We start from the raw sequence: 23,733 nt of genomic DNA, 5'->3' as shown, positions 1-23,733 counted from the left end.
ATCCGCTCAGTTCTCGTCCAGGAACAGGGCTTGCTCGGGGGTGAGGGTCCCCTGCTCGACCATCTCGAGCAGGTCTTCGAGAAACGCGGTGTCGACGTCCGAGGCGTCCGCATCGTCCGCGTGGGACACGTGGGACACACTCGGGTGCGACGCGTCGGGCGGGCGTGACTTGCGGTCGTCGCTGATGTAGTAGGCGGCGATGTTCTCGTCGACGTTGTCCGCCACGAACGTCCGCTCGTGCATGGCGTCCTCCTGCTCGATGGTGGCGAGGAGGTCTTCCAGGTCCGTCCCGAGCATGTGCGCCTTGAGCTCGACCGAGGTCTCGCGCGGATGCGACGCGATGGTGCGAGCGATCGCCACGGCCTCGTCGAGGAGCCCTTCCGGTGCGTGCACCTTCACACCCGCGCCGCGGGCTCCGAGCTCGGCACCGGTATAGGAGCGCGCGGTCATCATCATCTCCAGTGCGAGATTCCTCCCGAGCTTGCGCTGAAGGATGTACGTCGCCCCCATGCCGGGTGTGAAGCCGTACTTCGTGAACGGGGAGGTGTAGATGCCCTGGTCACAGAGCACGACGATGTCGCCGAACAGGCCCAGCATGAATCCGCCGCCGCTCGCGTGCCCCCGGATCGCCGTGACGACCGGCACTTTCGTGAGGAGCAGCCCGGCGTACAGGAAGGGCGCGTCGGTGAACGAGATCTCCTGACGCGAGATCGCGATGAGCTGGTCCTTGGTGCCTCCCATGCTGAACACGCGCTCGGTTCCGGTGAGGACGACGGCCTTGACGCGATCGTCCTCCCAGATGTGCCAGAAGGCGACCATGAGCGCCTCGATCAACTCGGGGGTGAACGAGTTGTTGTGCTCGGGCTGGTCCATGGTGACGACCGCGACGCCCTCCTCGTCGATCTCGAGCCTCACTTCGGGACGCGGACCCGCGGCTGCCAGCTCACGCATCACCATGGTCAGCGATTCGAGGATCTCCTGGCTCCGCGAGCGGAGCGTCCCCGGCGTGCCGCCGCGCGCGGGACGCGGCGCATCGGATCGCCCGCCTCGCCCTACCGCGGCAGGAGACGGCAAATCCGGTCGCCGCGCAGAGATCTCGGGCCGTGCGGAGCGGTCGAGATGCGTGTCGTACCAGTACGGCTTGAGGTTCGGCCGTGGCCAGGGCACGCCGCTCAACCTGCCCGCGGCGCCGAAGCGTGCGGGAAGCTCGCCCCACGCCACCGCGTGACCCGTCACCCACCGCATACCGAGACGGGCGAGATCTCCTCGTCCGAGTTCCTCCCGGTAGGCGTCGGCCTCGGCCTGCGGCACGGGCCTGCCCGAGGCGCCGGTCTCCCGGAACGTCCAGGATCCGTCGGTCTCCCCCGAGGCCAGTCCGTCACGGCTGATCCGCGACAGCCTCCCGGCGAGCTCGGAGAGGCTCCCGGCCTCGATCAGCAGGCGGTACATGAACGAGTCCCTCCCGACCATCAGGGTGCGCTGCAGGGCGAGCAGCAGCGCCCGCTCGCGAGCCGATCCCTCCTCGTCCACGAGGCCCTGTCCGAGTTCGTCCACGTGGACGCGGAGATCGGCGACGTACGCGTCGAGAGCGGCAACCGTGCGGGCACTCAGCAGGAACAGGTATGCCTGCTGCGCCTGGCGCGGCTCAAGGCGCCGGACCTCCTCCTCACCCTCCTCGACGACCAGCGCCCCGTTGGACCCGCCCGCGCCGAAGCCCGTGACGAGCGCCCGCCGCCGCCCCCGGTTTCCGTCCGCCTCCCAGGGGGCGACGCGCTGGACGACCTCGAACGGTGCGGCGTCGAAGTCGATGTTGGCATTGAGCTGGGAGCTGTGCAGCGAGGGGACGTACGAGCGGTGCCGCATCATGAGGAGGACCTTGATGAGCGAGACGATTCCCGCGGCGGACTCGAGGTGACCGATGTTGGACTTGACCGATCCGAGCGGGCAGGGGCCACCCGCGCGATGCTCGCCGAGCGCACGCGTCAGGCCGGAGATCTCGATGGGATCGCCCAGTGCGGTGCCGGTGCCGTGGCCCTCGACATAGGAGAGATCGTCGAAGACCAGGCCCGACCTGTCCATCGCCTCGGCCACCACCGCGGCCTGCGCGATCGGGTTCGGCACGGTGTAACCGTTCGTCTTGCCGCCGTGGTTGAGGGCCGATCCCCGGACGAGGGCGTAGACGTGATCGCCGTCCGCCCTGGCCCTGCTCAGGGGCTTGAGGAGGACGCAGCCGACGCCCTCGCCGGGCACATAGCCGTCGCCGCCCTCCCCGTAGCTGCGGCACCGTCCGTCCGACGACAGGAAGTTGCCGCTTCCCAGGAGCTGGTACTTGTTCTCGTGGAGCGTGGTGTTGACGCCGCCGGCGAGCGCCATGTCGCAATCGCCGTCCCTGATGGCCTGGCAGGCGAGGTGGATCGAACTGATCGACGAGGAGCACATGGAGTCCAGGGCGAGGCTCGGCCCGGAGAGGTCGAAGGTGTACGACACCCGGTTGGCGATCGAGGCGCTGTCCGAGTTCAGGGCCACGGGCACACCGTGGCTGCTCTCCTGGGCACCGAACAACTGGTAGTGGTTGTACATCACGCCGACGAAGACACCGGTGCGGGTGCGCCGGACCGATTCCCTGCCGTACCCGGCATCCTGCAGCGTCTCCCAGCACGTCTGCAGGAAGATCCGCTCCTGCGGATCGGTGTTCTCGGCGTCCCGTGGCGACATCCCGAACATCAGCGGGTCGCAGTCGCGGATCCCGTCGATGAAGCCACCCCACCGGGAGGCGTAGGTGCCCGTCCCGACGCCGTCGGGATCGAAGTATCCGCGTTCGTGATCCCATCGATCCGGTGGGATCGGGACGATGCAGTCCCTGCCCTGTGTCAGGTTCTCCCAGAACTCCCCCACCGAGTTCGCCTGCGGGAACCGCCCGCTCATGCCGACGACGGCGATCGGGTCGTCCGCTTCGACGGAATCCCCGGCAGGCTCGGCCCCTCCCGAGCGTCCGGACAACGCCTCAAGGCCATCGCCGCGAGGCCGCCGGTCCTGGTCATCGCGCGGGTCAGCCCGGGCGCCGAGGAGTCGTTCGAGGTCGTCGGCCCGATGAGCGAGGAAGTAGCCCGTGAGGTCGTCGAGGTTCTGGTACTCGTAGAGCAGCGTCTTCGACAGCTTGGGGAACGCCTCGTCGAGAAGGGCGTTGATCGTCACGATCATGACCGAGTCGAGGCCGTAGTGCTCGAAGGGCCGGTCGCCCACGATCCTGTCCGGTTCGATCTCGAGCCCGCGGGCGATGATGCCGCGGATCAGGCGGCTCGCGTCGCGGTCGAAGCGGCCGTCGCGGTCGTCCCGCCCTCCCCGCGCGGGATCGTTGTCGTCCGGCCGGCGCACCCGGTCGTGGGATGCCCAGGTGGCCGTGTCGACGAACCGCGTCGCGAGCCTGCCGGGATCGCCGGCCAGCACGGCGCACTGCGAGAGATCCGACTCCAGCAGCGCGTACAGGCTTCCCAACCCGTCCCTGGACGACAGCGCCCCGAGACCGAACGAGTCGTACATGACCGCGAGCGAGGCGTCGTCGGGCCTCATGCCGCCGTCGGACCACAGCGGCCAGTTCACCGACAGGGACCTGCCCGACGCCTCGCCGAGCCTCACCCGCTCGGCACGCGCCCGCAGGTAGGCGTCCATGTAGGCGTTCGCCATGGCGTAGTCCGTCTGCCCGACGTTGCCCAGCAGTGAACCGATCGACGAGTAGCCCACGAAGAACGAGAGGGGCAGGCCGGCGGTGGCGCGGTCGATGTTCGCCAGGCCGACGGACTTCACCGCGAGGGTGTCGCGTGCCTCGCTCCACGGCTTGAACGTGAGGTACGCGTCGCGGATCGCACCCGCACAGTAGAAGACTCCGTCGAGCCGTCCGAAGGAGGCGACGATGTCGACGACGAGTCGATCGCAGGCCTCCGCGTCGCCGACGTCACAGCGGAGGTAGTCGACCCGGCCCGCGCCCGTGGCATGCGAGCGGACCCGCGCGAGCTTCGCCTCGTCCGGCTCGGAGCGCCCGGCCAGCACGATCGTCGGGGTTCCCCGGTCGAGCAGATCGGTGGCGAGCAGCATTCCCAGACCACCGAGCCCGCCGGTGATGAGGAAGACCCCGTCCTCGCGGACGTTCGACGGCAGCCGGTCGATCGGGGCGAGGTCGACGCGCTCGAGGGTCCAGATCTGCCGCCCGCCGGCGTGGCACACCGTCAGGGCCGCGTCGTCGGCTTCCGACTCCATCGCGACCGCGACGTCGAGGGCCTCGGCGCCGCGACCGCAGTAGAGGGTCGTGATCGTCATCCGGGGTTCCTCGTGACGCACGGACCGAGCAAGCCCCTCGAAGGCGTGGAACGCCGGCGCGGCCTTCTCGTAGCTGTCCGGAACCGCCAGCAGCATCCTGACGGTGAGGTCCCGTGTGCGTTTCACGAGCGCCGCGACGAGCTCGAACACCGGCCTGATCAGGTCGTCGTGTGCGGACGCTCCCGCAGCGGCGTCGCCCGGGTCCGGAAGCCTGATCACCACGTCGGCGCGGACGCCGGGGTCGAGGCAGGACACCTCCCGGACCGTGTCGTCGATGTCGATCGGCCACGGGACCGTGACCTGGGCCGAGGGCCCCGCCGGGGCTGTCGCTGCCTGTGTGCCGTCGACGAAGGCCGGGGTGAGGAAGACGAGCCCGTCGCCGTCGGTTTCCTGCCCGGAGTACTGCTGCGCGGTTCGACGGATCTTCTCGACGCGATAGTCCACGATCCGCGCGACGGGCGCACCGGATGCGTCGAAGACACCGATGTCGAAACTCCGGAGGGTCCCGTCCACCTCACGGTCCGGCTTGCGTACCACGGCGGTCGCCAGGTCACCGAACGCGTCGGTGTACACGATCTCGCCCACCGAATGGGGCAGGTACCAGGCATCCGGGTCGTCAGCGTCCGTGAACTTGAAAGCCGCGACGGTCTGGAGGACGGCATCGAGCGCATGCGGCAGCAGGACGCAGCTGGGCTCCAGATCGGCCACACCGGGCACGTCCAGGTGCGCGACGGCGTGGGAATCATGGACGTCGATCGACGTGATGCCCTGGAAAGTCGGGCCGTAGGCCATGCCGGTCGCCAGGAAGTGCTCGTAGAGCGCCGGCCCCTCGATCCTCAGCGCGTCCGCGTCGTCGAACAGGCGTGTGTCCATCCTGTCGGCCCGGAAGGCCGAGGCGTCCTGGGCGTCCGGCTCAGCCTGTCGGGCCGAGACCACGACTGTCCCGCCCGCCCCAGTGACCTCGATCGCGTGCTCTCGCCCCTCTTCCCGGCAGGACAACTCGAGGGTCTCCGCCGGGCCCGCGAGGCTCGCCCAGTGCACGTCGCGCAGCACGCGCACCCCGGCATCCGGGGCAGCACGCCGATCGGTGAGGTGCTGATCGATGAGGTCGAGCCACCGAGCCCCGGGGACCACCGCGGCGCCCGCGAATTTGTGGTCGTCGAGGTAGCTCGCCCTACGAGGGATCTCGATGCGGACGCGTGAGGACGCGTCGCCGGCGCCACGGGCGGGGACGGTGTCGATCCAGTACCGCTCGCCGACGAACCGGTAGGTCGGCATCGCGAGGCGCCGGGGGCTCGCCTGACCCTCCGGATGGATCGCGGCATACTCAGGCGGGTCGTACCCGGCGAGCACGCGGTCGCGCAGCTGCCGCATGAGCCGTTCACGCTGCGTCCCATCCGCGTCCCGGAGCGCGTCCACCACCTCGCGCAGCCGGTCGTCGGCGTCCCAGCCACCCAGCAGGCCGGCCTGAACCGAGGTCGCGTGCGCGTCGACGGCCGCCTGGTCGTCATACGCCGACAACGCCCGGCGCAGCTCTTCCACCGAGGAGGCCACGACGCAGATCCTGTGGTCCATCGCCTGCCGGCCGTCGCCGAGCGTGAGGACGACGTCGGCCCAGTCCGCGTCCGGATGCTCCTCAAGCCAGCGCACCAGCCCGGCGATGTTGTCCCGCAGCGCGATCGTGCTCTGGGCGCTCACGGTCACCAGCTCACTGGAAGGCTGCCGCGAGCGACCGGACACGGTCCCGGCCGGTGGAAGGTATTCCCTGACGACCATGTGCGCGTTCGTCCCGCTCAGGCCGAACGAGCTGATCGCCGCCCTCCGGGGCCTGTCGGGGCCCGGCTCCCACGGCACGTTCTCGGCACACACCTCGAACGGGGTCTGCGAGAAGTCGATCTGCCTGTTCGGTGTCTCGTAGTGCAGGTTGCCCGGGAGCATCCGCTGGTTCAGGCAGCACATCACCTTGATGAGCGACACGATGCCCGAGGCGCCGAGCGCGTGGCCGACGTTCGACTTCACCGAGCCGATGCGGCAGAACTGTCTGTCGCCGGTGTAGCGGCGGAACGCCTTCGTGAGCGCGCTGACCTCGATCGGATCGCCCAGGCGGGTTCCCGTGCCGTGGGCCTCGACGTAGGAGATGGTGCGAGGGTCGATCCCGTCCCGTTCGTAGATGCCGCTGATCAGCTCGTACTGGGACACCGGGCTCGGTGCGGTCATGCCGTTCGTGCGCCCGTCGTGGTTGATCCCGAACGCCTCGATGACGCCGTAGACATGGTCGTGGTCACGTTCGGCGTCACTGAGCCGTTTGAGGAGCACCACGCCCACCGCGTCGGAAGGGACGAAGCCGTCGGCGCTCTCGTCGAAGGTGCGGCAACGGCCCGTCCGCGAGAGCATGCCGCCCTTGCCGGCCATCACGAACAGGCGAGGCGTCGTCAGGACGGAGACGCCTCCGGCGAGCGCCGCGTCGCACGATCCCTCCCGCAGCGCCTGTGCTGCCTGGCAGACCGCGACGAGCGAGGACGAACAGGCCGTGTCGATCGAGAGGTTCGGGCCCGTGAGGTTCATGTGGTACGAGACCCGCGCGGCGAGCATCGAGATGAGCGTGCCGGTCATGGCCTGCGCGCCCAGGTCGAGGCCGGCGGCCTGCGTCCGGAAGTCGTAGTCGCCGTGCGTCACGCCGACGAACACACCGCAGGTTCCCTCGCTCAGCTTCTCAGGTGTGTAGCCCGCGTCCTCGACGGCCCGCCAGCTCTCCTGGATCAGCAACCGCTGCTGCGGATCCATGTATCGCGCTTCCCTGGGCGACAGCGAGAAGAACAGCGGGTCGAAGGCGTCGACGTCGGTGACCATGCCCTGCCACTTGCAGTCGGTCGCGTTCGGCTCGTTGGGGTCGGCGGAGTAGTGGTCGCCGGTCTTCCAGCGGATCTCCTCGACCTCGCGCACCATGTCGCGGTGGGCGACGAGGTTGTCCCACAGCGTCTCGACGTCGGGTGCGTCCGGGAAGCTGCCGGACATCCCGACGACGGCGATCGGTTCGTCGCCCCGGCAAGCGGCGGAAGGCTCTTCGGGCGTCCCGGGACGATCCTGACGGGCCTGCTCCTTCAGGACGCCCAGCAGTTCCGCGCCGAGTGCGGCGTCGAGCCTGCCCGACCGGATGTGTTCGAGTATCGAACGGGTCAGTGCCTGCGTCATCGCTGCTCCAACATCTCGAGAACCTCGTCGACACCGAGTTCCTGCTGCCCGAGCCGCTCAAGCACGTCCTGCAGCCCGGTGGGGCGCTCGGACGCCTCGGTGGGCAGCCCACCCGGCCCTCCGGGCGCCTGCGGCGGCTCGGCCCCGAGGTCGGCGAGGAAGTCGAGGGCGCTGCCGTAGGCATATAGATCGCTCGCCTGCACGGTCGTGCCGAACCGTTGGTTGACCGCCCGGACCAGTTCCAGGCCGGAGACCGAGTCGACTCCCAGTGCGCTGAAGCTGCGCCTCAGGTCGGGGATGTCGTCGTCGCCGAAGCGAAGGATCGTCTGCAGGACGCCGATGAACTCCTCGCGGAGGTTCCCCTGCCGAGGGCCTGCGGCCGGACGCGGCTCGGCCCCCTCATCCGGTGGGGCGACCGGACGGCCGGTGCCTGCCCGCTCCAGGAGTGTGGTGGCCACACCCTCCGCGAGGTCGATCGCCCGTGGGTAGGCATAGATGACGCCGGTCTCCAGCCCACACGCGAACCGTGCGTTCAGACGCTGGACGAGTTCGAGGACGCCCACGGAGTCCAGACCGAGTTCGGAGACGCTCCTGCGCAGGTCCAGGTCGTCGGCATCCTCCTTCAGCACCCCGGCCAGCTCCTCGACCACGGCGCTGACCAGAGCGGCCCGGTCCTTCGGGGGCGCCGGGTGTCCGTCGGAGCCGGTCGGGCCGGCGACGGCATCGAGGACGACTCGCGGCCCGTCCGCATGCGGGCGCGTCTGGCGCCGATCGCCGCCGGGCGTACGCGTGGACGAGTTCGTCGCGGCATCGGCCGCGGGACGCAACCGAACCGGCGACGGCCGGCGTTCCCCGGGGGTGTCGTCGGCCCGCGTCCCTCCCCGTGTTCCCGAGACCGGCCGCAGGGCGACCTTCTCGGACGCCGTGGCCGGGCCGTGGTGCGCCGCGGGTTCCGGGCCGGACGGCGCGGCGAGGACGATGCCGGTCGCCGGTCCAGGCTCTCGCGCTTCGGGCCGCGCCCCGAACAGCCGCCGGATGTCCTGCCGGGCTGAGGCGATGTGGTCGGCGTCGAAGAGTTCCTGCTGCATGTCGTCCTCCCGCCGGATGTAGAGCGGGAGTTCCTCGAAGACGGCCCTGGCCTGGGCTTTCTTGAAGATGGTGAGGGCACGCAGCGATTTCTTGGCGATGTCGCGGGCGATGCGCAACGCCTCCGGCATCACCTCGTCCTTCGGGAGCACCCGGATGGCGGGGTTGATCTCCTTGATCTCCGCGCCCGAGTAGTCCCGTCCGCTGAACAGCATCTCGTGGGCGAGCGCGTGGCCGAATCTCTCGGTGAAGTAGTAGGTGGAGCCGATGCCGGGAGTGAAGTTGATGTTCATGAAGGACGCGGCGTAGAGCGATTCCTCGGCCAGGATGGGGATGTCCCCCGAGAGCCCGAGCGTGAGACCGCCGCCGTGGGCGTGACCGGTCATCGCGGTGATCACGGGGACGCGGATCGACGGAAGGCCGAGGTAGAAGATGCTGCCATCGGAACACGCGGTGTCACGCGTCGCGATGTCGTCGAGGCTGTCCATCGTCCCACCCATGCAGAAGAGGCGATCCGTCCCGGTGAGTACGACCACCTTCACCGAATCGTCGTGGTTCACCTCGTCGAACACCCGGGCGAGGCCCTCGTACAGCGGTGTGTCCATCAGGTTGCCGTTGGCCGTGTTGGCCATGGTCAGGACGACGACGCCGGGTTCGGGGGTCTGCTTGACGACGACGGCTTCGGTGAGGTCGCGGCGATCGTAGGAACCCTCGGGAATGTCGTTCAGGAAGTCGAGTCGCTCGAACGGTTCGTGCGCCGAGCGTGCCTGCCTGGGCGGCTGTGCCATCGGGGCGCTGGCCGGCACGGTGACGCGGTAGGTCTTGTGCTGGAACGGGTACAGGGGAAGGTCCAGGTCTCTCGCGGGGACGCGATCGCCGGCGAGTCCCCAGTCGACGACCGTGCCGCTCAGCCAGGCCTCGACGCGTTCGGCGTCGCGCGGCGTCATCGCGGGGTCGGAGCGTCCGCCCCTGGGCGAGCCAGCATCACGGACATTGGCGTGCAGGACGCCTTCCGCCGCTTCACCGTCGATCGCCCGGGCGAGGCGCTCACACAGTTCGGCCTGGTCACCGGCGTAGACGCAGAGCCGCTCCTCGAGATGGGTGCGGCCCTGGGCCAGCCGCGCGGCGAGCACGGGAAGGTCGACCTCCGACTCGGAGAGCCGGCTGCGGTATGCGCCGACGAGGTCGCGCAGGGCCGCCCGATCCGCTGCGGTGAACAGGAACGGCAGCTTGCCACGATCGCGGCGGCCGAGGTCGGAGTGGTGGGTCGAGGCGGGACGAGGCTGGTCGGCGGTTCGCAGGATGACATGGGCGTTCGAGCCGCCGGCGCCGAACGAACTCACCCCCGCGAAGCGGGGATGCTCACGACTGTGGTTCCAGTCGGTGAGGGATTCCACGACGAACAGCGGCGTCCCGTCGATCCGGATCCGGGGATTCTTCGTCGTCGCGTGGATCGAGGGCGCGAGCCGCCCGTGTTCCATCTGTTTGAGGACCTTGACGATCGAGACGAGCCCCGCCGCGGCCTCGGCATGTCCGAAGTTCGACTTGACCGACCCGATTCCGAGAGGTGTGGCCCGCGTGAGTGCATCCCCGAACACCTGGACCAGGCCGTCCACCTCGATCGGGTCGCCCAGCGACGTGCCCGTGCCGTGCGTCTCGACGTAGGTGACCTCCGAGGCGTCCAGGCCGCCCTCGGCGAGCGCGCGTCCGATCACCTCCGCCTGCGCGCGGGGTGAGGGAACCGTGTACCCGTGCGTCAGGCCGTCGTGGTTGAGCGCCCACGACCACACGATCCCGCGCACCTCGTCGCCGTCGCGCTCGGCGTCGGCCAGCGGTTTCAGCACGAGCGTCCCCACGGCCTCGGCGGGGACGAACCCGTCGGCCGCGGCGCTGAAGGTGCGGCAGCGGCCCGAGGCGGACAGCATCCCGCGTTCCCGGAGCATCGCGAACTTGTGGGGGTGCAGGTACAGGTTCGACGCCGTGACGACCGCCATCCCGCATTCGTGACGCCGAAGCGACTCGCAGGCCTGAGCGAGCGCGTAGAGGGACGACGAACACGCGGTGTCGACCGTCTGGCTCGGGCCGTGGAGGTCGAAGACCGACGAGATCCTGTTGGCGAGCGACCACCCGTACGACTGCGGGAGGTAGGAATCGGCGTTGATGCCGTGGACGCCCAGCTGTTGGTGGGTGGAGTTCGTCATCGCCGCGAAGACGCCCACAGCCCCGGCGGTGGACTCCCGCGCCGCTTCGGGGGTGATGCCCGCGTCCTCGAACGCGTGCCAGGCCGATTCGAGTGCCAGCCGCTCCTGCGGGTCCATCGACCGGGCCTCGCGTGCCGACATTCCGAAGAACCCGGCGTCGAAGCCCCAGGGATCATCGAGGTAGCTCCCCGGCTGCTTCCAGTCCGCCTCCGAGACTCCCGGAAGCGCGAAACCGGCGGACGCGGCGTCGGCGAACACGGCGCGCCGGTCGTCGGGAAAGGAGGTCACGCGGTCTGCCCCGGCGGCGAGGGCCTGCCAGATCTCCTCGGCGGAGTCCGCCTGCGCCATGCGGGCCGCATAGCCGACGATCGCGATCCGCATCGGTTCCGCCGACGCGATCCGGACCGGCGACGACCGCACCGTCGCAGTATCCCGATCGCTCTGCTCGCCATGGTCGTCCGGGGCGTCCTGGCTCCGCGGGGGTGCCGGTGGCACGGGCTCCGGCTCGGCGAAGTACTCCCGGATCCGGCCGGCGAAGCGTTCGAGAAGGCTGTCGGCGATCTGATCGATCGTCGAGCAGTCGAAGAAGACCGAGGCAGGCAGCTGGGGGATGACGCTGACCAGCCTGTTCGCCAGCCTTCCGATCAGGACGGAGTCGAGTCCGTAGGAACGCAGGTCGGCGTCGGGACGGAGCGATTCGCGGGGGATCTCGTAGACCTCGGCGAAGGTTCGGATCAGGTGATCGACGAATCGCACGCGTACCTGGTCGCCCGTCGTCGCGGGTTCGCGGGCAGGGGTGACTGCACCGGACGCCGGGGACGTCCAGGTGGACGAGTCGGCGAGCACGGGCGCGAACAGCGGATCACCGATGCCCAGCGCGGCCTCGAACATCGCGACACCGAGCCAGGTCGGCATGGGCCCGATCCCGGTCGACGCGGTGAGCCGGTCGAGGCTTTCTCTCGGGATCGAGATGCCGCCCTCCTCCCAGTACGGCCAGGCGATGCTCACGCTCGCCCCCGACCGCTCGCCCGTCCTGACCGCCGTCCGGCGACGCCGCAGGAAGGCGTCCATGTAGGCGTTCGCGAACGCGTAGTCGGTCTGCCCGGCGTTGCCGAGCAGGCCACTGATTGACGAGTAGGCCACGAAGAAGTCGAGATCGAAGCGCGCCGTCGCCTCGTCGAGCAGGCCGATGCCGTCCACTTTCGGTGCGATCACCGCCGCCGCGTCCGCATCGGTCTTGAAACGCAGCAAGGAGTCCCGCGTCGTCCCCGCGCAGTGGACGACACCGTCCAGTCGGGACAGGCCCGCCAGGAGCGCGGCGAGCGCGCCGGACGCGCTGGCACCGCCGAGGTCGAGGGAGACGTATGTCGGGTCGCCCCCCAGTTCGCGGAGGGCCTCGATCCGCTCGTGGACATCCCCGATCGGGCGGGTGCCGAGAATCACCAGTCGGGCGGCATACGCGCGCGCGAGGTGGCGTGCCAGGGAGAATCCGAGCGACCCCATGCCACCGGTCAGCAGGTAGGTTCCCTCGTGACGGACGGGAGCCGTGGCCACGGTGATCTCCAGCGGCCCGACATGGGTTCGCGGCACCGAGATCACGCCCTGCCCGTGGTGACGGCAGGCCTCGACCGGGCCGACCTCGTGCGACGCGGCCGCCACGTCGTCCGGGGTCACGTCACCGGTGAGCACGGTCGCCCAGACCGCATGCTCCTCCTCGTTGAGGGACCAGAAGAGGGCCGCGACGGCGTCGGTGACCGGCTCCGACGCCTCGTCCGCCACGTAGACGAGTCTGAGCCGGTCGCCGCGCGCCGAGCGATCGAGCCACGTCCGGACGAGTTCGCGGAGACCCTGGTAGATGCGCCCGGGATCGGCCGGGGCGTCGGCTCCCGCCGCGTCGACGACCAGTGCGTCGGGGACGCGCCCGATCCGCTGCGCCTCGCCGGCCAACGCGGCGGGCCACGAGTCCGCCGGGACGCCGCGCAGCGCGAATCGCACGATCTCGTCCCTGGTCTTCGGATGCGCGACGCGCGGTTCGAACACCCTCGTCAGCCGACCGAGCGATGCCGATGCGTACGTGTGGTGCCGGAGGAGTTCAGATGCCCGCTCGGGCTCCAGCACCCCGCTCCGGACGCCCTTGAGTATCCATTCCTGCGAGTACCTATCGTCCATTGGTGACTCCTTTCAGAACGTCATCCATGTCCTCAAGGGAGAGGGCCCCGTCACGCAGTCGTTCGAGCGCCGAGAGCAGCCCGTCCTGTGGCACGCGTGCCCGCACGGGAGGCTGTGGGGTCGCCGTCGAGGCGGTGCAGACGACGGTCGCGAATCCCTCCGGCAGGCCCCGCTCCTGCCTGAACCACAGGCTTCGCTCGTCGAGGGGGGCAGGAGGGAGGTGGACCACGCGGGCCCCGGCGAACCTCGCATCGGGTGTGGCGGACGACAGGTCGCGTTCCTGCTCGCCGACCCCGAGGCCGTGTGTGGTGAGGGCGTGCCTCAGTTGCGCGACGAGGTCGCCGATCGTCGAGGCCCGGAAGGTGAGCCGTGCCCCGTCGAAGCGCACACGCCTGCACGACAGGGTGTAGCTCAGGTCGACCGGCGAGCATCCTGGATCGCCCTCGAGGCGCTCGACGAGCAGTTCGACCGTCCTTCGCAGGAGTTCCGCGTTCCGCGCCGACACCGGGAACTCGAAGGGCGCACCGGCCCCGTCCGGAGGGGTGGTCCGCACCTGGTCCGGGGCTTCCTCGATGACCGCGTGCACGTTCGTGCCACTGAACCCGAAGGAGCTGAGCCCGGCACGCAGCGGGTGCGGGCCCTCCCACGCTCGTCCGGAGTCGACGACCTCGAACGGGGTGTCCTCGAACCCGATCCTGGGGTTCGCGGCGCCGAAGTGCAGCGAGGGCGGAAGCGTCCGGTGCCTGAGCGACAGCAGGATCTTGACGAGCCCGACGATTCCCGCGGCCGCCGAGGCGTGGCCGATGTTGGTCTTCGCACTCCCCAGGCCGCAGCGGCCCGCGGCGTCGTATCCCGTGAACGCCTCCGCGAGGGCGCCCACCTCGATGGCGTCACCGAGTTGGGTGCCGGTTCCGTGGGCCTCCACGTAGCTGATGGACGACGGGTCGACCGAGAACCGCTCGTGGAGCGAGCGGACCAGGTCGGCCTGCGCGCCGGGGTTGGGCGCCGTCAGGCCGTTGGTCCTGCCGTCCTGGCCGATCTCGATGCCCCGGATCACACCGAGTATCTGGTCCTTGTCCTCCTGGGCCTTCGACAGGGGCTTGAGGACCACCGCACCGACGGACTCGCTCGGGACGAACCCGTCGGCGTCCTCGGAGAAACTGGCGCACCGCCCGAGCGGCGAGAGCATGCCGCTGTGGCCCGCCATGAGGTGGAACTTCGGCGACAGCATCAGGAACACCCCACCGACCAGCGCCATGTCGCAGGCCCCGGCCCACAGGCTCTGGCAGGCGAAGTAGCAGGCGGTCAGGGCGGAGCTGCAGGCCGTGTCGAAGGATGCGCAGGGCCCCGTGAGGTCGAACGTGTAGGCGATCCGGGCCGCCACGACCGCCGGTGAAGTTCCCCAGAACGACTGCGGCTCGAGCGCGACCCCCGACCCCAGGATGAGGTCCTGGTAGTCACCGGGGCAGCACCCGACGAAGACGCCGGTCCGGTCTCGGTACGGGTTGTCGTGGGCGTATCCGGCGTCGTCGAGCGCATGCCAGGCCTCGGTGAGCATCAGCCGCTGCTGTGGGTCGATCCACCGTGACTCGTAACCCGTGATGTTGAAGAACTCGGGATCGAACCGGTCCACGCCGTCGAGGAATCCTCCCCACTTGCCGACCGAGCCCGACAGGTCCGCGGGGTCGGTCGTGTGGAAGGCGTCGGCGTCCCACCGCTCCGCCGGCGCCTCGCGGACCGCGGAACGGCCCTCACGCAGGAGATCCCAGAACTCGTCGGTGCTGCGGGCCCCGGGAAACCGTCCGGACATGCCGACGACGGCGATGGGCTCGAACTCGCGGGGCCCGCCGGGCGCGGTGAGCACCGGGCGGGTCTCGCGGCCCGCGGGTGTGCCTACGGCGTCCGGTGCGCCGGACGACTCGTCGCCGTCCTGGTGTCTCCCGCTCGGGTCCCGGAGCCCGGCACGCGCCGAGACGACCACCTCGTCGAGGTCCAGGAGGTAGTCACGAAGCTGATCGGCCGTCGGGTAGTCGAACAGGACCGTCGACCTGATATCCGTGTCGTAGGCCTGGTTCAGTTCGTCGACGATCCGGAAGCCGTTGACGGAGTCCACGCCGAGGTCGGTGAAGGTCCACGACGGGTTGAGCTGGTCGGAGGGCGTCTGGAGCACCTGGGACATGACGGCGACGATGCGGCCGAGCACCGCGTCCGAAACCGCGCTTCCCGCAGGGTCTTCGCCGTCGTGGCGCTCGGTGCCGGGGACGATGCATCGGGGGGTCTCGCCCGCGGTGCCGGCCGTGCCGTCCCCGGGACGGGAGCGCGCCGGGGCGGCCCCCAGGGTCGCGACGCGAAGGCCGGCGAGGTCGGCCACGACCTCCCCGTCGTCCCCGTACAGGACGACGTCGAACCCATGGGGTCCGCTGCGGCGGATGTGCGCCTGGGTGGCCGGCGCCTCCCCGTCGCCGAACCTCACCCGGTCGACGGCGGCGGGGACGTGCGCGTCCTGCGAGCCATCGGCGAGCGGGCCGACGAATATCGAGGGCAGTTGCAGAGCCGCGTCGAGTGCCGAGACGAACGCGAGTTCGGGATCGTCCCCCGAGCCGGTGGCGAGCACGGCGGCGGAGGCCTCGTCGGTACCCCGGACGACCCGTTCCAGCGATCGGAAGGCCGCGCCGTACCGGATGCCTTCGGTCTCGAACGACTGGTAGATCTCCTCGTGCCCCAGCGTCCGCACGCCCGGCGAGGACGGGTCGAGCGAGTCGGCGGGTCCCGCACCCGTGGATCGGTCGCCGGGATCGAGCCTCATCGTCGAATGGAGGGTGGCCGCTCCTGCGCCGTCCGCGCTCTCGATGCGGACGTTCGCGTGCCCGTGTTCTCGCACGAACGAGACGGCGACCTTGACGTCGGACCCGACGACGACGGGCGCCAGGAAACGCACGTCGGAGAAGGTGGTGAGGTCGGTGTCGAGCAGGGCGAGGCATTCGCGGACGACGGCCAGCTGTGCCGCACCGGGCACCAGCGGCCTGCCGCCGATGACGTGGTCGGTGACCACGCGGTCCGCGGCCCCGAAGACATGGGTGAATCGCAGCGCGTCCCCGGGGGTGTCGAACTCGATCCGCGACGAGCGCCGCGACTCCACCCGCGCCGAGGGCAGCGCCCGGATACCGGTACGGGTGCGGCGGTCGAGCCACAGATGCGTCTTCTTGAAGACGTAGCCGGGCACGTCGGCGAAGCGCTTGTCGCGACCGTAGAGCGCCGTCCAGTCGCTGTCCTCACCCCCGACCCAGGACGCGGCGACGGTACCCCAGTCGTCCCGCGTGGCGGCGTCGACGAGTGCCTCGTCGTCCAGGTGAACGAGCTCCCGATACCGGTCGCAGGAACCGGCGACGGTGCCGGGCCGCGGGTCACCCACTTGATAGGCCCCCAGGGCCTCGCCGAGTTCCGCGAGTGAGCGGACGATGAAGGCCACGCGCCATTCGAACGCCTCGCGGCATTGTTGCAGCGTCCGTGTGACACGCTCGAGCAGGTCGGCATCCGGCGAGATATCGTCCCCGGCCGGGGGGAGATCGTGGTCTCCGGCATCCTCGGCGGGCAGGCACCGCGGTCCGGCCAGCGTGATCACCTGCGACACGATCTCGGCGACCGTCGTCGCGTCCGTCCCCGAGATGACGCACGGCTGCTCGACGGCACGCTCGATCCCCGCGCACAGACGGATGAAGTCCTCCGCACCGAGCCCGAGGTCGAACAGGGTCTCGTCTCCGGCGATCTCGCTCGCGTCGACATCGATGAGGTCGGCCACGGCCTGGTTCACCAGACCGGTCACATGCTCGCGCAGCCGCCGGCCGCCCGGGCCTGCCTCACCGGTGACCCGCGCGATCCAGCCCGCCAGCGAACCGACCTGGTCGTCGAGTGCGTCCTTCGTCGGCGCCGACAGGACGACGAGCCGCGACGGTGGCCGGGTCGTGGCGCGCGGGAGTTCCTCGTCCGTCGCGGAGGCGGGCGAGCCCTCGTATGCCGAGACGACCAGGTGCGCGTTCGACCCGCCGGCGCCGAAGGAGCTGATGAGAGCGGCCGGATGGGAGGTGATGTCCCAGGGCTCGGGCGAGCGCACGATCCGCAGCGGCGTCTTGTCGATCTTCAGCCGGGGGTTGACCGGATCGGCGTGGATCGACGGCACGATGGTGCGGTGCTTCATCTGGAGCAGCACCTTCGACAGCGAGGCGATGCCCGCACTCGACTCGGCATGGCCGATGTTGGCCTTCACCGACCCGATGGGAAGCCCGCGTCCGCCGAAGTCGAAGCCACGCGCGGTGAACGCGTTGACCAGGCCGGTCACCTCCACGGGATCCCCGAGGATCGTCCCCGTGCCGTGGGCCTCGACATAGCCCAGGTCGCGGGCGGACACCCGGGCGGCGGCGAGCGCGGACGACACGAGAGCGGCCTGCGCCCTGGGGTTCGGCACGGTGAACCCGTGGGTCCTGCCACCGTGGTTCACCCCGGTCGCCCTGATCACCGCGTGGACGACGTCCCCGTCGGCGACGGCCCGCGCGAGGGGCTTGAGGATGACCGCCCCGACGCCCTCGGCCGGCACGTACCCGTCGCCCCCGTCCCCGAAGGCACGGCACTTGCCCTCCGTCGAGCCGAAGTGCTGCTCGCTCAGGAAGACGTACTTCGCGGGGTGCTCGATGACGTTCACGCCCCCGGCAACGGCCAGGGAGCCTCCCCCGGAGCGCAGTTGTTCGCACGCGAGATGGATCGCGGTGAGCGAGGAGGAGCACATCGTGTCGACGGCCATGCTCGGGCCGTGGAAGTCGAAGACGTAGGAGACGCGATTCGCGATGGCCGCGTAGCTGGACCGCGCGTCGACGACGTTGCCGGCGGCGAGTTCCTCGGCCCCCAGCAGTTGGTACAGACCGTTCATGACACCGACGTAGACGGCCGTGTCGGAGCCTTCGAGACGGCCGCGCGGGTATCCCGCGTGCTCGAATGCGTGATAGACGGTCTCCAGGAACAGGCGCTCCTGGGGGTCCATGAGCTTGCCCTCACGCTGCGATATCCCGAAGAAGGCGGCGTCGAAGCCCGCGATGTCGGTGAGGAAACCGCCCCATTTCGTGTTGACGGTGCCCGTGCGGGTCGCGTCCGCCGAGAAGTACTGGTCGTGGTCCCATCGCTCCCGCGGGACGACCTCGATGCAGTCGTCACCCGCCAGCAGGTGCCCCCAGAACTCGTCGAGGTCGTCGGACTGCGGGTAGCGACCGCTGTAGCCGATGATCGCGATGTCTCCGCGGTCGGTGCCGGTCTCGTCCGGACTGCGCCCGGCCTCGGTCGCCCCGAAGGTCTGCGGCTCGGTTCGGTACTCCTGAACGCCCGGCACGTCCCGCCCGAAGGACCGGACGGCGCCCGGATCGTGACGCTCGAGGTAGTCCGCCACTTCGTGGAGGGTCTGGCACTCGAAGAACAACGTGCTCGGGAGGTCGTCGAAGCGCTCCCCCATCTTCTCGATCAGGTTGATGATCATGATCGAGTCGATGCCGTAGTCCGCGAGGGGTATCTCGGCGCCGATCGCCTGGCGTGCGATCCCCGACTCCCCCGAGACGAGCGAGGTGAGCCACTCGGTGAGCCGGACCCGGGCATCCCCCAAGCCCTGGTGGGGGTCGCTGATGCCCTGGCTCACCGAGGGGGCGTCCCCGGGGGACCCGGTCACCACCGGCTCACCGGACGGGATCGTGCGGCCGATGATCCGTGAGAACCTGCGTTCGTCGCCCTTGAGGACGACGCACTGCGGCACCCCGTGACCGACGACGGCGTCGAGGGCAGCGAACGCCTCGTCGGATTCCAGTTCCTGGAGACCGTAGTGCCGTCGGAGCAGGACGTCCTGGTCGTCGGTAGGCCGCAGGGCACCGGAGGCCCAGACGGGCCACATGACCGAACAGGTCACCCCCCGGCGTTCCCCTTGATCGACGAGCCGGCGGCGCTGGAGCGCGAATGCGTTGAGACCCGCGTTCGCGAGCGCGTATCCCGAGCCGTCTGAGTCGCCGACAAGGGCCGACAGCGAGGAGAACAGCACGAAGAAGTCGAGCGGCAGCGGGCGCGTCGCGACGTCGAGGTTCGAGGCCCCGACGAGTTTGGCCCCGACGACCCGATCGAGGTCGTCGCGCCGGATCGTCGTCGCGCCACGGGGACCGACGCCGCCCGCGAGGTGGAGGACGCCCGCGATCGGCCGGTCGTCCTGCGTGGTCGTGGCGACGAGGGCCTCGAGGGCCGCCAGGTCGGACACGTCGCACTGGTGGTAGGTGACGTCGGGTCCGAGCGCCTCGATCGCCGTGCGGCGGTCGCCGGGGAGTTCGCCGAACGCGCGCCTTCCGAGGAGCAGGAACCCGGCATCGACTCGATCGCGGTAGTGCCGGACCAGTTCGAGGGCGATGTCCCCCGATCCGCCGGAGACGATGTAGCGCTTCCCGCTCTCGACGCACGGCGGGACGCTCTCCGCGTCGACCGTGACCTCCTCGAACGCGTAGGCCTGCGCGCCTCGCGGCGACACCGCGAGGAAGGGGACCCTCGACAACGCCCCGTACGCCTCGGAGAGGACTGCGAGCATCGCCTCGTCCGGCAGGTCCGGACGTGTGGGTTCCCCGGCAAGGTGCAGTACGCCGACCGTGAACTCCGGGTACACGAAGCGGATCGAGCGTGTGAACACCTCGAGCGAGCCGACGAGACTCAGGGACGCGGACCGGTCGGTGCTCAACACGGTGTGACGCACCGACCACCGGTGCCCCGCAGCGGCCTTGAACATGTCGTAGATCTCGGCGACGAGGTCCAGGCCGGTGAGGGACGCCCCGAGGGGGGACGCTCCCCCGGGCGCGCAGCGGATGATCTCGATGCGCGCCCCCTCGGCCAGGTCATGGGCCTCACGCAGCCACGCCGCCGCCTCGACGACCGACGGGGACGACCCCTCGGGCGTCCTGAGCCGGGCGAGCGCCAGGGCGAGATCGCGGAGGCCGGGCTCGACCGTCCCGTCGGCGACCACGATGACGAGGTCGGCGGGCTCGGCCGAGGAGGGTTCCAGGTTGATCGGTGCGAGCCCACGAGAGAAGATCCTCGGTGCGTCCGCTGGGTCGTCCAGGCTCAGGGGCCTCAGGGTGAAGCCCGAGATGTGCGCCAGTACCTGGCCGCTCTCCGAGCAGATGTCGAGGTCGTGCGTCCGGACGCGGCCGCTCTCGACCGTACGGGCGCTCGGCGTCGCCACCGCGTAGCGGGCGTCGTTCAGGTCTCCGACCAGCACGATCTCGTCCATGCTGAAGGGCACCTGCATGACCAGGCTCGTGCAGTCGGACTCCGACCCGAGCCAGTTCACCGCGCGCAGCGAGGCGTCGAGGACGGACGGATGCGCAATGAACGCGCGGGACGTCGTCGCCAGGACGCGCGCGGTGTCGAGATCCTCGAGGGTGGAGTCGCCGAGGCCGTAGGCGGTGCGGGTCAGCTGGAACGTCGGCCCGTAGTCGAAGCCGATGGCCTCACCGAAGACCTCGCCGTAGACCCGATGCCGGTCGAAGGAGAAGTGCGCCCTGCTGGGCAGGTCCGACACGTCGAGCCTGCGTCCGGCATACGGCCCGGCCTCCCCCGCCCCCACGGAGACGATGCCGCGTGCGTGTTCGCGATCCTGCCCACCCTGGGACGACGTCACCGCGAAGCGGTAGCGATGCTCGCCCTCTGGCACCAGCCTCACGTCGACGTGGAGTTCGGGGACGCCCTCGTCGAAACGCATCGGACGCAGCCACGAGACGTCCCGGACGAGGCCCGGGCGCTCCCCCTCGACCAGCGCGCACGCCTCGAGGGCGAGTTCGACGTAGGCGACCCCGGGCAGGATGGGCACGCCCCCGACCACATGGTCACGGACGAAGAACGTGTCGCGGGAGATGGTCGTCGACACGACGGATTCCCCCGGCACGGAAGTGGCCCGTGCAACCGGCGCGGCTCCCAGCATGGGGAACTCCCCGGAGCGGGTCGGCACCGCCGGCGGGCTGAGGACCGGCGGGTCCATCCAGTAGCTCTGCCTGTCGAAACGGGTCACGGGAAGCGCAACCGGCTCGGCACCGACGTCGTAGAGGTCTGCCCATGCGACGTCGGCGCCCGCGAGCCACAGGTCCATGAGCGACTCGGGCAGGTCGCCGGGACGCCCCGGCGCCGTCAGTACCCGCGCCCCGTCGTCGAGCACGAGGATGCCCTCGCCCCCGGCCTCGGCATCCGGGTCCGCCGGGGCGGTGCCGGCCAGCAGTGACAGGACCCGCGACAGGGAGCCGACGTCGGTCTGGCGACGCGCCAGCAGAGGCATCACCCGCTCGTCGAGCCGGACCGCGGTCAGGCCGTCGAGCCCCGCGAGTGCCGCGTCGGTGCTCTGCTGCCCGGCGGTCCCGGCCAGCAGGCCCAGGGCCAGGGCCGCCGGGAGATGGCCGTCGTTCACCAGGGCGGCGAGTTCCCCGGCCGCGGACGCCCCCTCGTGCTCACGCAGGTTCCACTTGCGCCGGATCCGGGTCTCGGAGGCCACGTGCATCAGGCGCAGCAGCATCGCCCGGTCGTCGTCAGCCGCGAACCACCCGATGAGGTCGTCCTCGGTGACGTTCTGACGCATCTCGGCGGCCTGCGCCCCGGCATGTTCGTCGTAGGCGCGCATCCAATCACGCATGAGGCGCCGGTAGGTCGGCTGATGACCGTAGAGCTGATCGATCGTCCTCAGGGGAAGTTCTGATCCGGCCGCCTCGGCCCGGCAGGCCTCCACGAGTTCGACGAGGTAGTCGGCTCCGACCACCGTCGGCGTGATCCATCGGCTGCCGTCGGGCGCGCACAGCGGGAGGCGAGGCGAGCCGACCACGATGTCGTCCCACGTCGTCTCGTCCTGCGCGGCCCGCACCATGTCCGCGACCGAGAGCGAGCCTCCCAGCGCCAGTGCGACGAGCGCCTGGCCGAGCCCCGTCCGGATGGACGCCACCCCTCCGAGGCCACGGAACAGGATCGAGGCAAGTTCGTATGCCCGGACGACCCCGGAACTGCGGGGGTCGTCCCGGAGCCCGGTGAGCTCACCGGTGATCTCGCGCACCGCGGCACCGCCGAACACTTCGGCGCCGGACGCCCCACCGTCCTCGTCGGCCACCCGGCCGAGAAGAATGTGGATGCCTCCCTCCACGACCAGGTCGGAGGCTCTCAGGCTCGCCAGGGCCTGATCGAGAGTCGCCCCCGGGGCCATGAACGAACCGCGGCGGCGGGCCAGCGGCTCCCTGCCGACGAGGAGCGTGCGGGCGACGCGATCCGGGGTGACCGGGGCGGAGCGGGGCCTCCCTGCGAATCGCTGCCATGTGGCCACGAGGTCGTCCAGGCTCCGCTCGGTGTGCGCCGACAACAGGAACGGGAGCGGGCCACGGGACGCGGGCCGTTCCGCTTCCTGCTCGGGACGGCTCGGATAGGAAGCGAGGACGACGTGCGCGTTGACGCCGCCGAAGCCAAAGCCGCTCACACCCGCCACGAGGACGTCCTGTCCCCCGGTCGGCGCCCACGCCATCGCCTCCCGCACCGGGAAGAACGGCGTATCGCCGAAACCGATGAGGGGGTTCTCGTCTGCGAGGTTGAGTGTCTCGACGAGTTCTCGCTCGCGCATCATGAGCAGGACCTTGATGATGCCGACGGCCCCGGCGGCGGGGCCCAGATGCCCGATGTTGGTCTTGAGCGAGCCGATGCCACACCACTGCGATCCGAGTCGCGGATCGAGGTCACGGAACGCGCGGGTGAGCGACTCGACCTCGATCGGGTCGCCCAGGCTCGTCCCCGTGCCGTGCGCCTCGATGTAGCTCACCGCTGCCGGTTCTGTCTTGGCGCGCCGCAACGCGGTCTCGATGACGTCGGTCTGCGCGGCGGGATTGGGCGCGGTGACGTTCGCGACCGCGCCGCCGTGGTTCACCGCCGATCCACGGACGACGCCGAGGACGCGATGCCCGCGCTCGAGCGCATCGCCGAGACGCTCGAGCAGGAGGATGCCGACGCCTTCACCCTGGACGAACCCGTTCGCCTCTCCGTCGAAGGCGCGACACACGCCGTCGGGGCTCATCATGTGCGCCCGGGTGAAGGAGACGAAACGCCAGGGATGGTTCGTGACGCACACGCCGCCGACCATCGAGTAGTCGCTCGTCCCGGCGCGCAGTTCCTTGCACGCCATGTCGACGGCGACCAGCGACGAGGAGCAGGCGGTGTCGATGCTCACGCTCTCGGCGGAGAAACCGAACGCGTGCGAGACGCGGTTGGCGAGCATGCAGCTGAAGTTGCCGAGTGGGGCGTACGGGTCGGTCCTCCCGCCCTGCTGGAGCGCCAGAAGGGCGTAGTCGTTGCCGGTGGCGCCCACGAAGACGGACGTCCGGCGCCTCCGGAGTTCCGCCAAGCCGATTCCGGAGTCCTCGATGCAGTGCCAGCTCTCCTCCAGCACGATCCGCTGCTGGGGGTCCATGGCCCGGGCCTCGCGGGGCGTGATGTGGAAGAAAGCGGGATCGAACCGGTCGATGCCGTCGAGCCCCGCGTTGTGGAGTGAGCCGCGGAGATCGTCGTATTCATGGGGATCGTTGCGACCCACGATGTCCGAGGCGAACCGGTCCTCGGTCAAAGGAGTCACGAACGACTCGCCGGCTGCGAGCGCCTCCCAGAAGGCGTCGTAGTCGTCGGCACCGGGCACCCTCGTGGCCATTCCGACGATGGCGACGTCCTGCGCCGGGCGGAACCTGAACGTTGGCAT

General features: G+C 70.2%; 3 protein-coding genes. All 3 read right to left on the bottom strand.

Annotation, left to right across the window (positions count from 1 at the left end; all coding sequences use genetic code 11):
- Window positions 1–6 precede the first annotated feature (6 nt).
- Genes FB473_RS06285 through FB473_RS06275 form a run of 3 tightly spaced genes read right to left on the bottom strand, consistent with a single transcriptional unit; the run spans window position 7 to window position 23,733 of the window.
- Window positions 7–7,506, bottom strand: coding sequence for an SDR family NAD(P)-dependent oxidoreductase (locus tag FB473_RS06285; protein WP_167165666.1), 7,500 nt, complete (start codon window positions 7,504–7,506; stop codon window positions 7–9).
- Complete coding sequence (locus tag FB473_RS06280; protein ID WP_167165664.1) at window positions 7,503–12,962, bottom strand: beta-ketoacyl synthase N-terminal-like domain-containing protein; 5,460 nt, start codon at window positions 12,960–12,962, stop codon at window positions 7,503–7,505. Before FB473_RS06280 ends, FB473_RS06285 begins: the two co-directional genes overlap by 4 nt.
- Window positions 12,952–23,733 carry a beta-ketoacyl synthase N-terminal-like domain-containing protein gene (locus tag FB473_RS06275; RefSeq protein ID WP_167165662.1) on the bottom strand — a complete coding sequence of 3,594 codons (10,782 nt, stop codon included), beginning with the start codon at window positions 23,731–23,733 and terminating at the stop codon, window positions 12,952–12,954. Before FB473_RS06275 ends, FB473_RS06280 begins: the two co-directional genes overlap by 11 nt.

Origin of the sequence: Brooklawnia cerclae (assembly GCF_011758645.1) — a bacterium.
GTDB classification, from domain to species: Bacteria; Actinomycetota; Actinomycetes; order Propionibacteriales; family Propionibacteriaceae; genus Brooklawnia; species Brooklawnia cerclae.
Note: the sequence above shows the minus strand (reverse complement) of the source record. Positions and strands in the feature narration are given on the sequence as shown.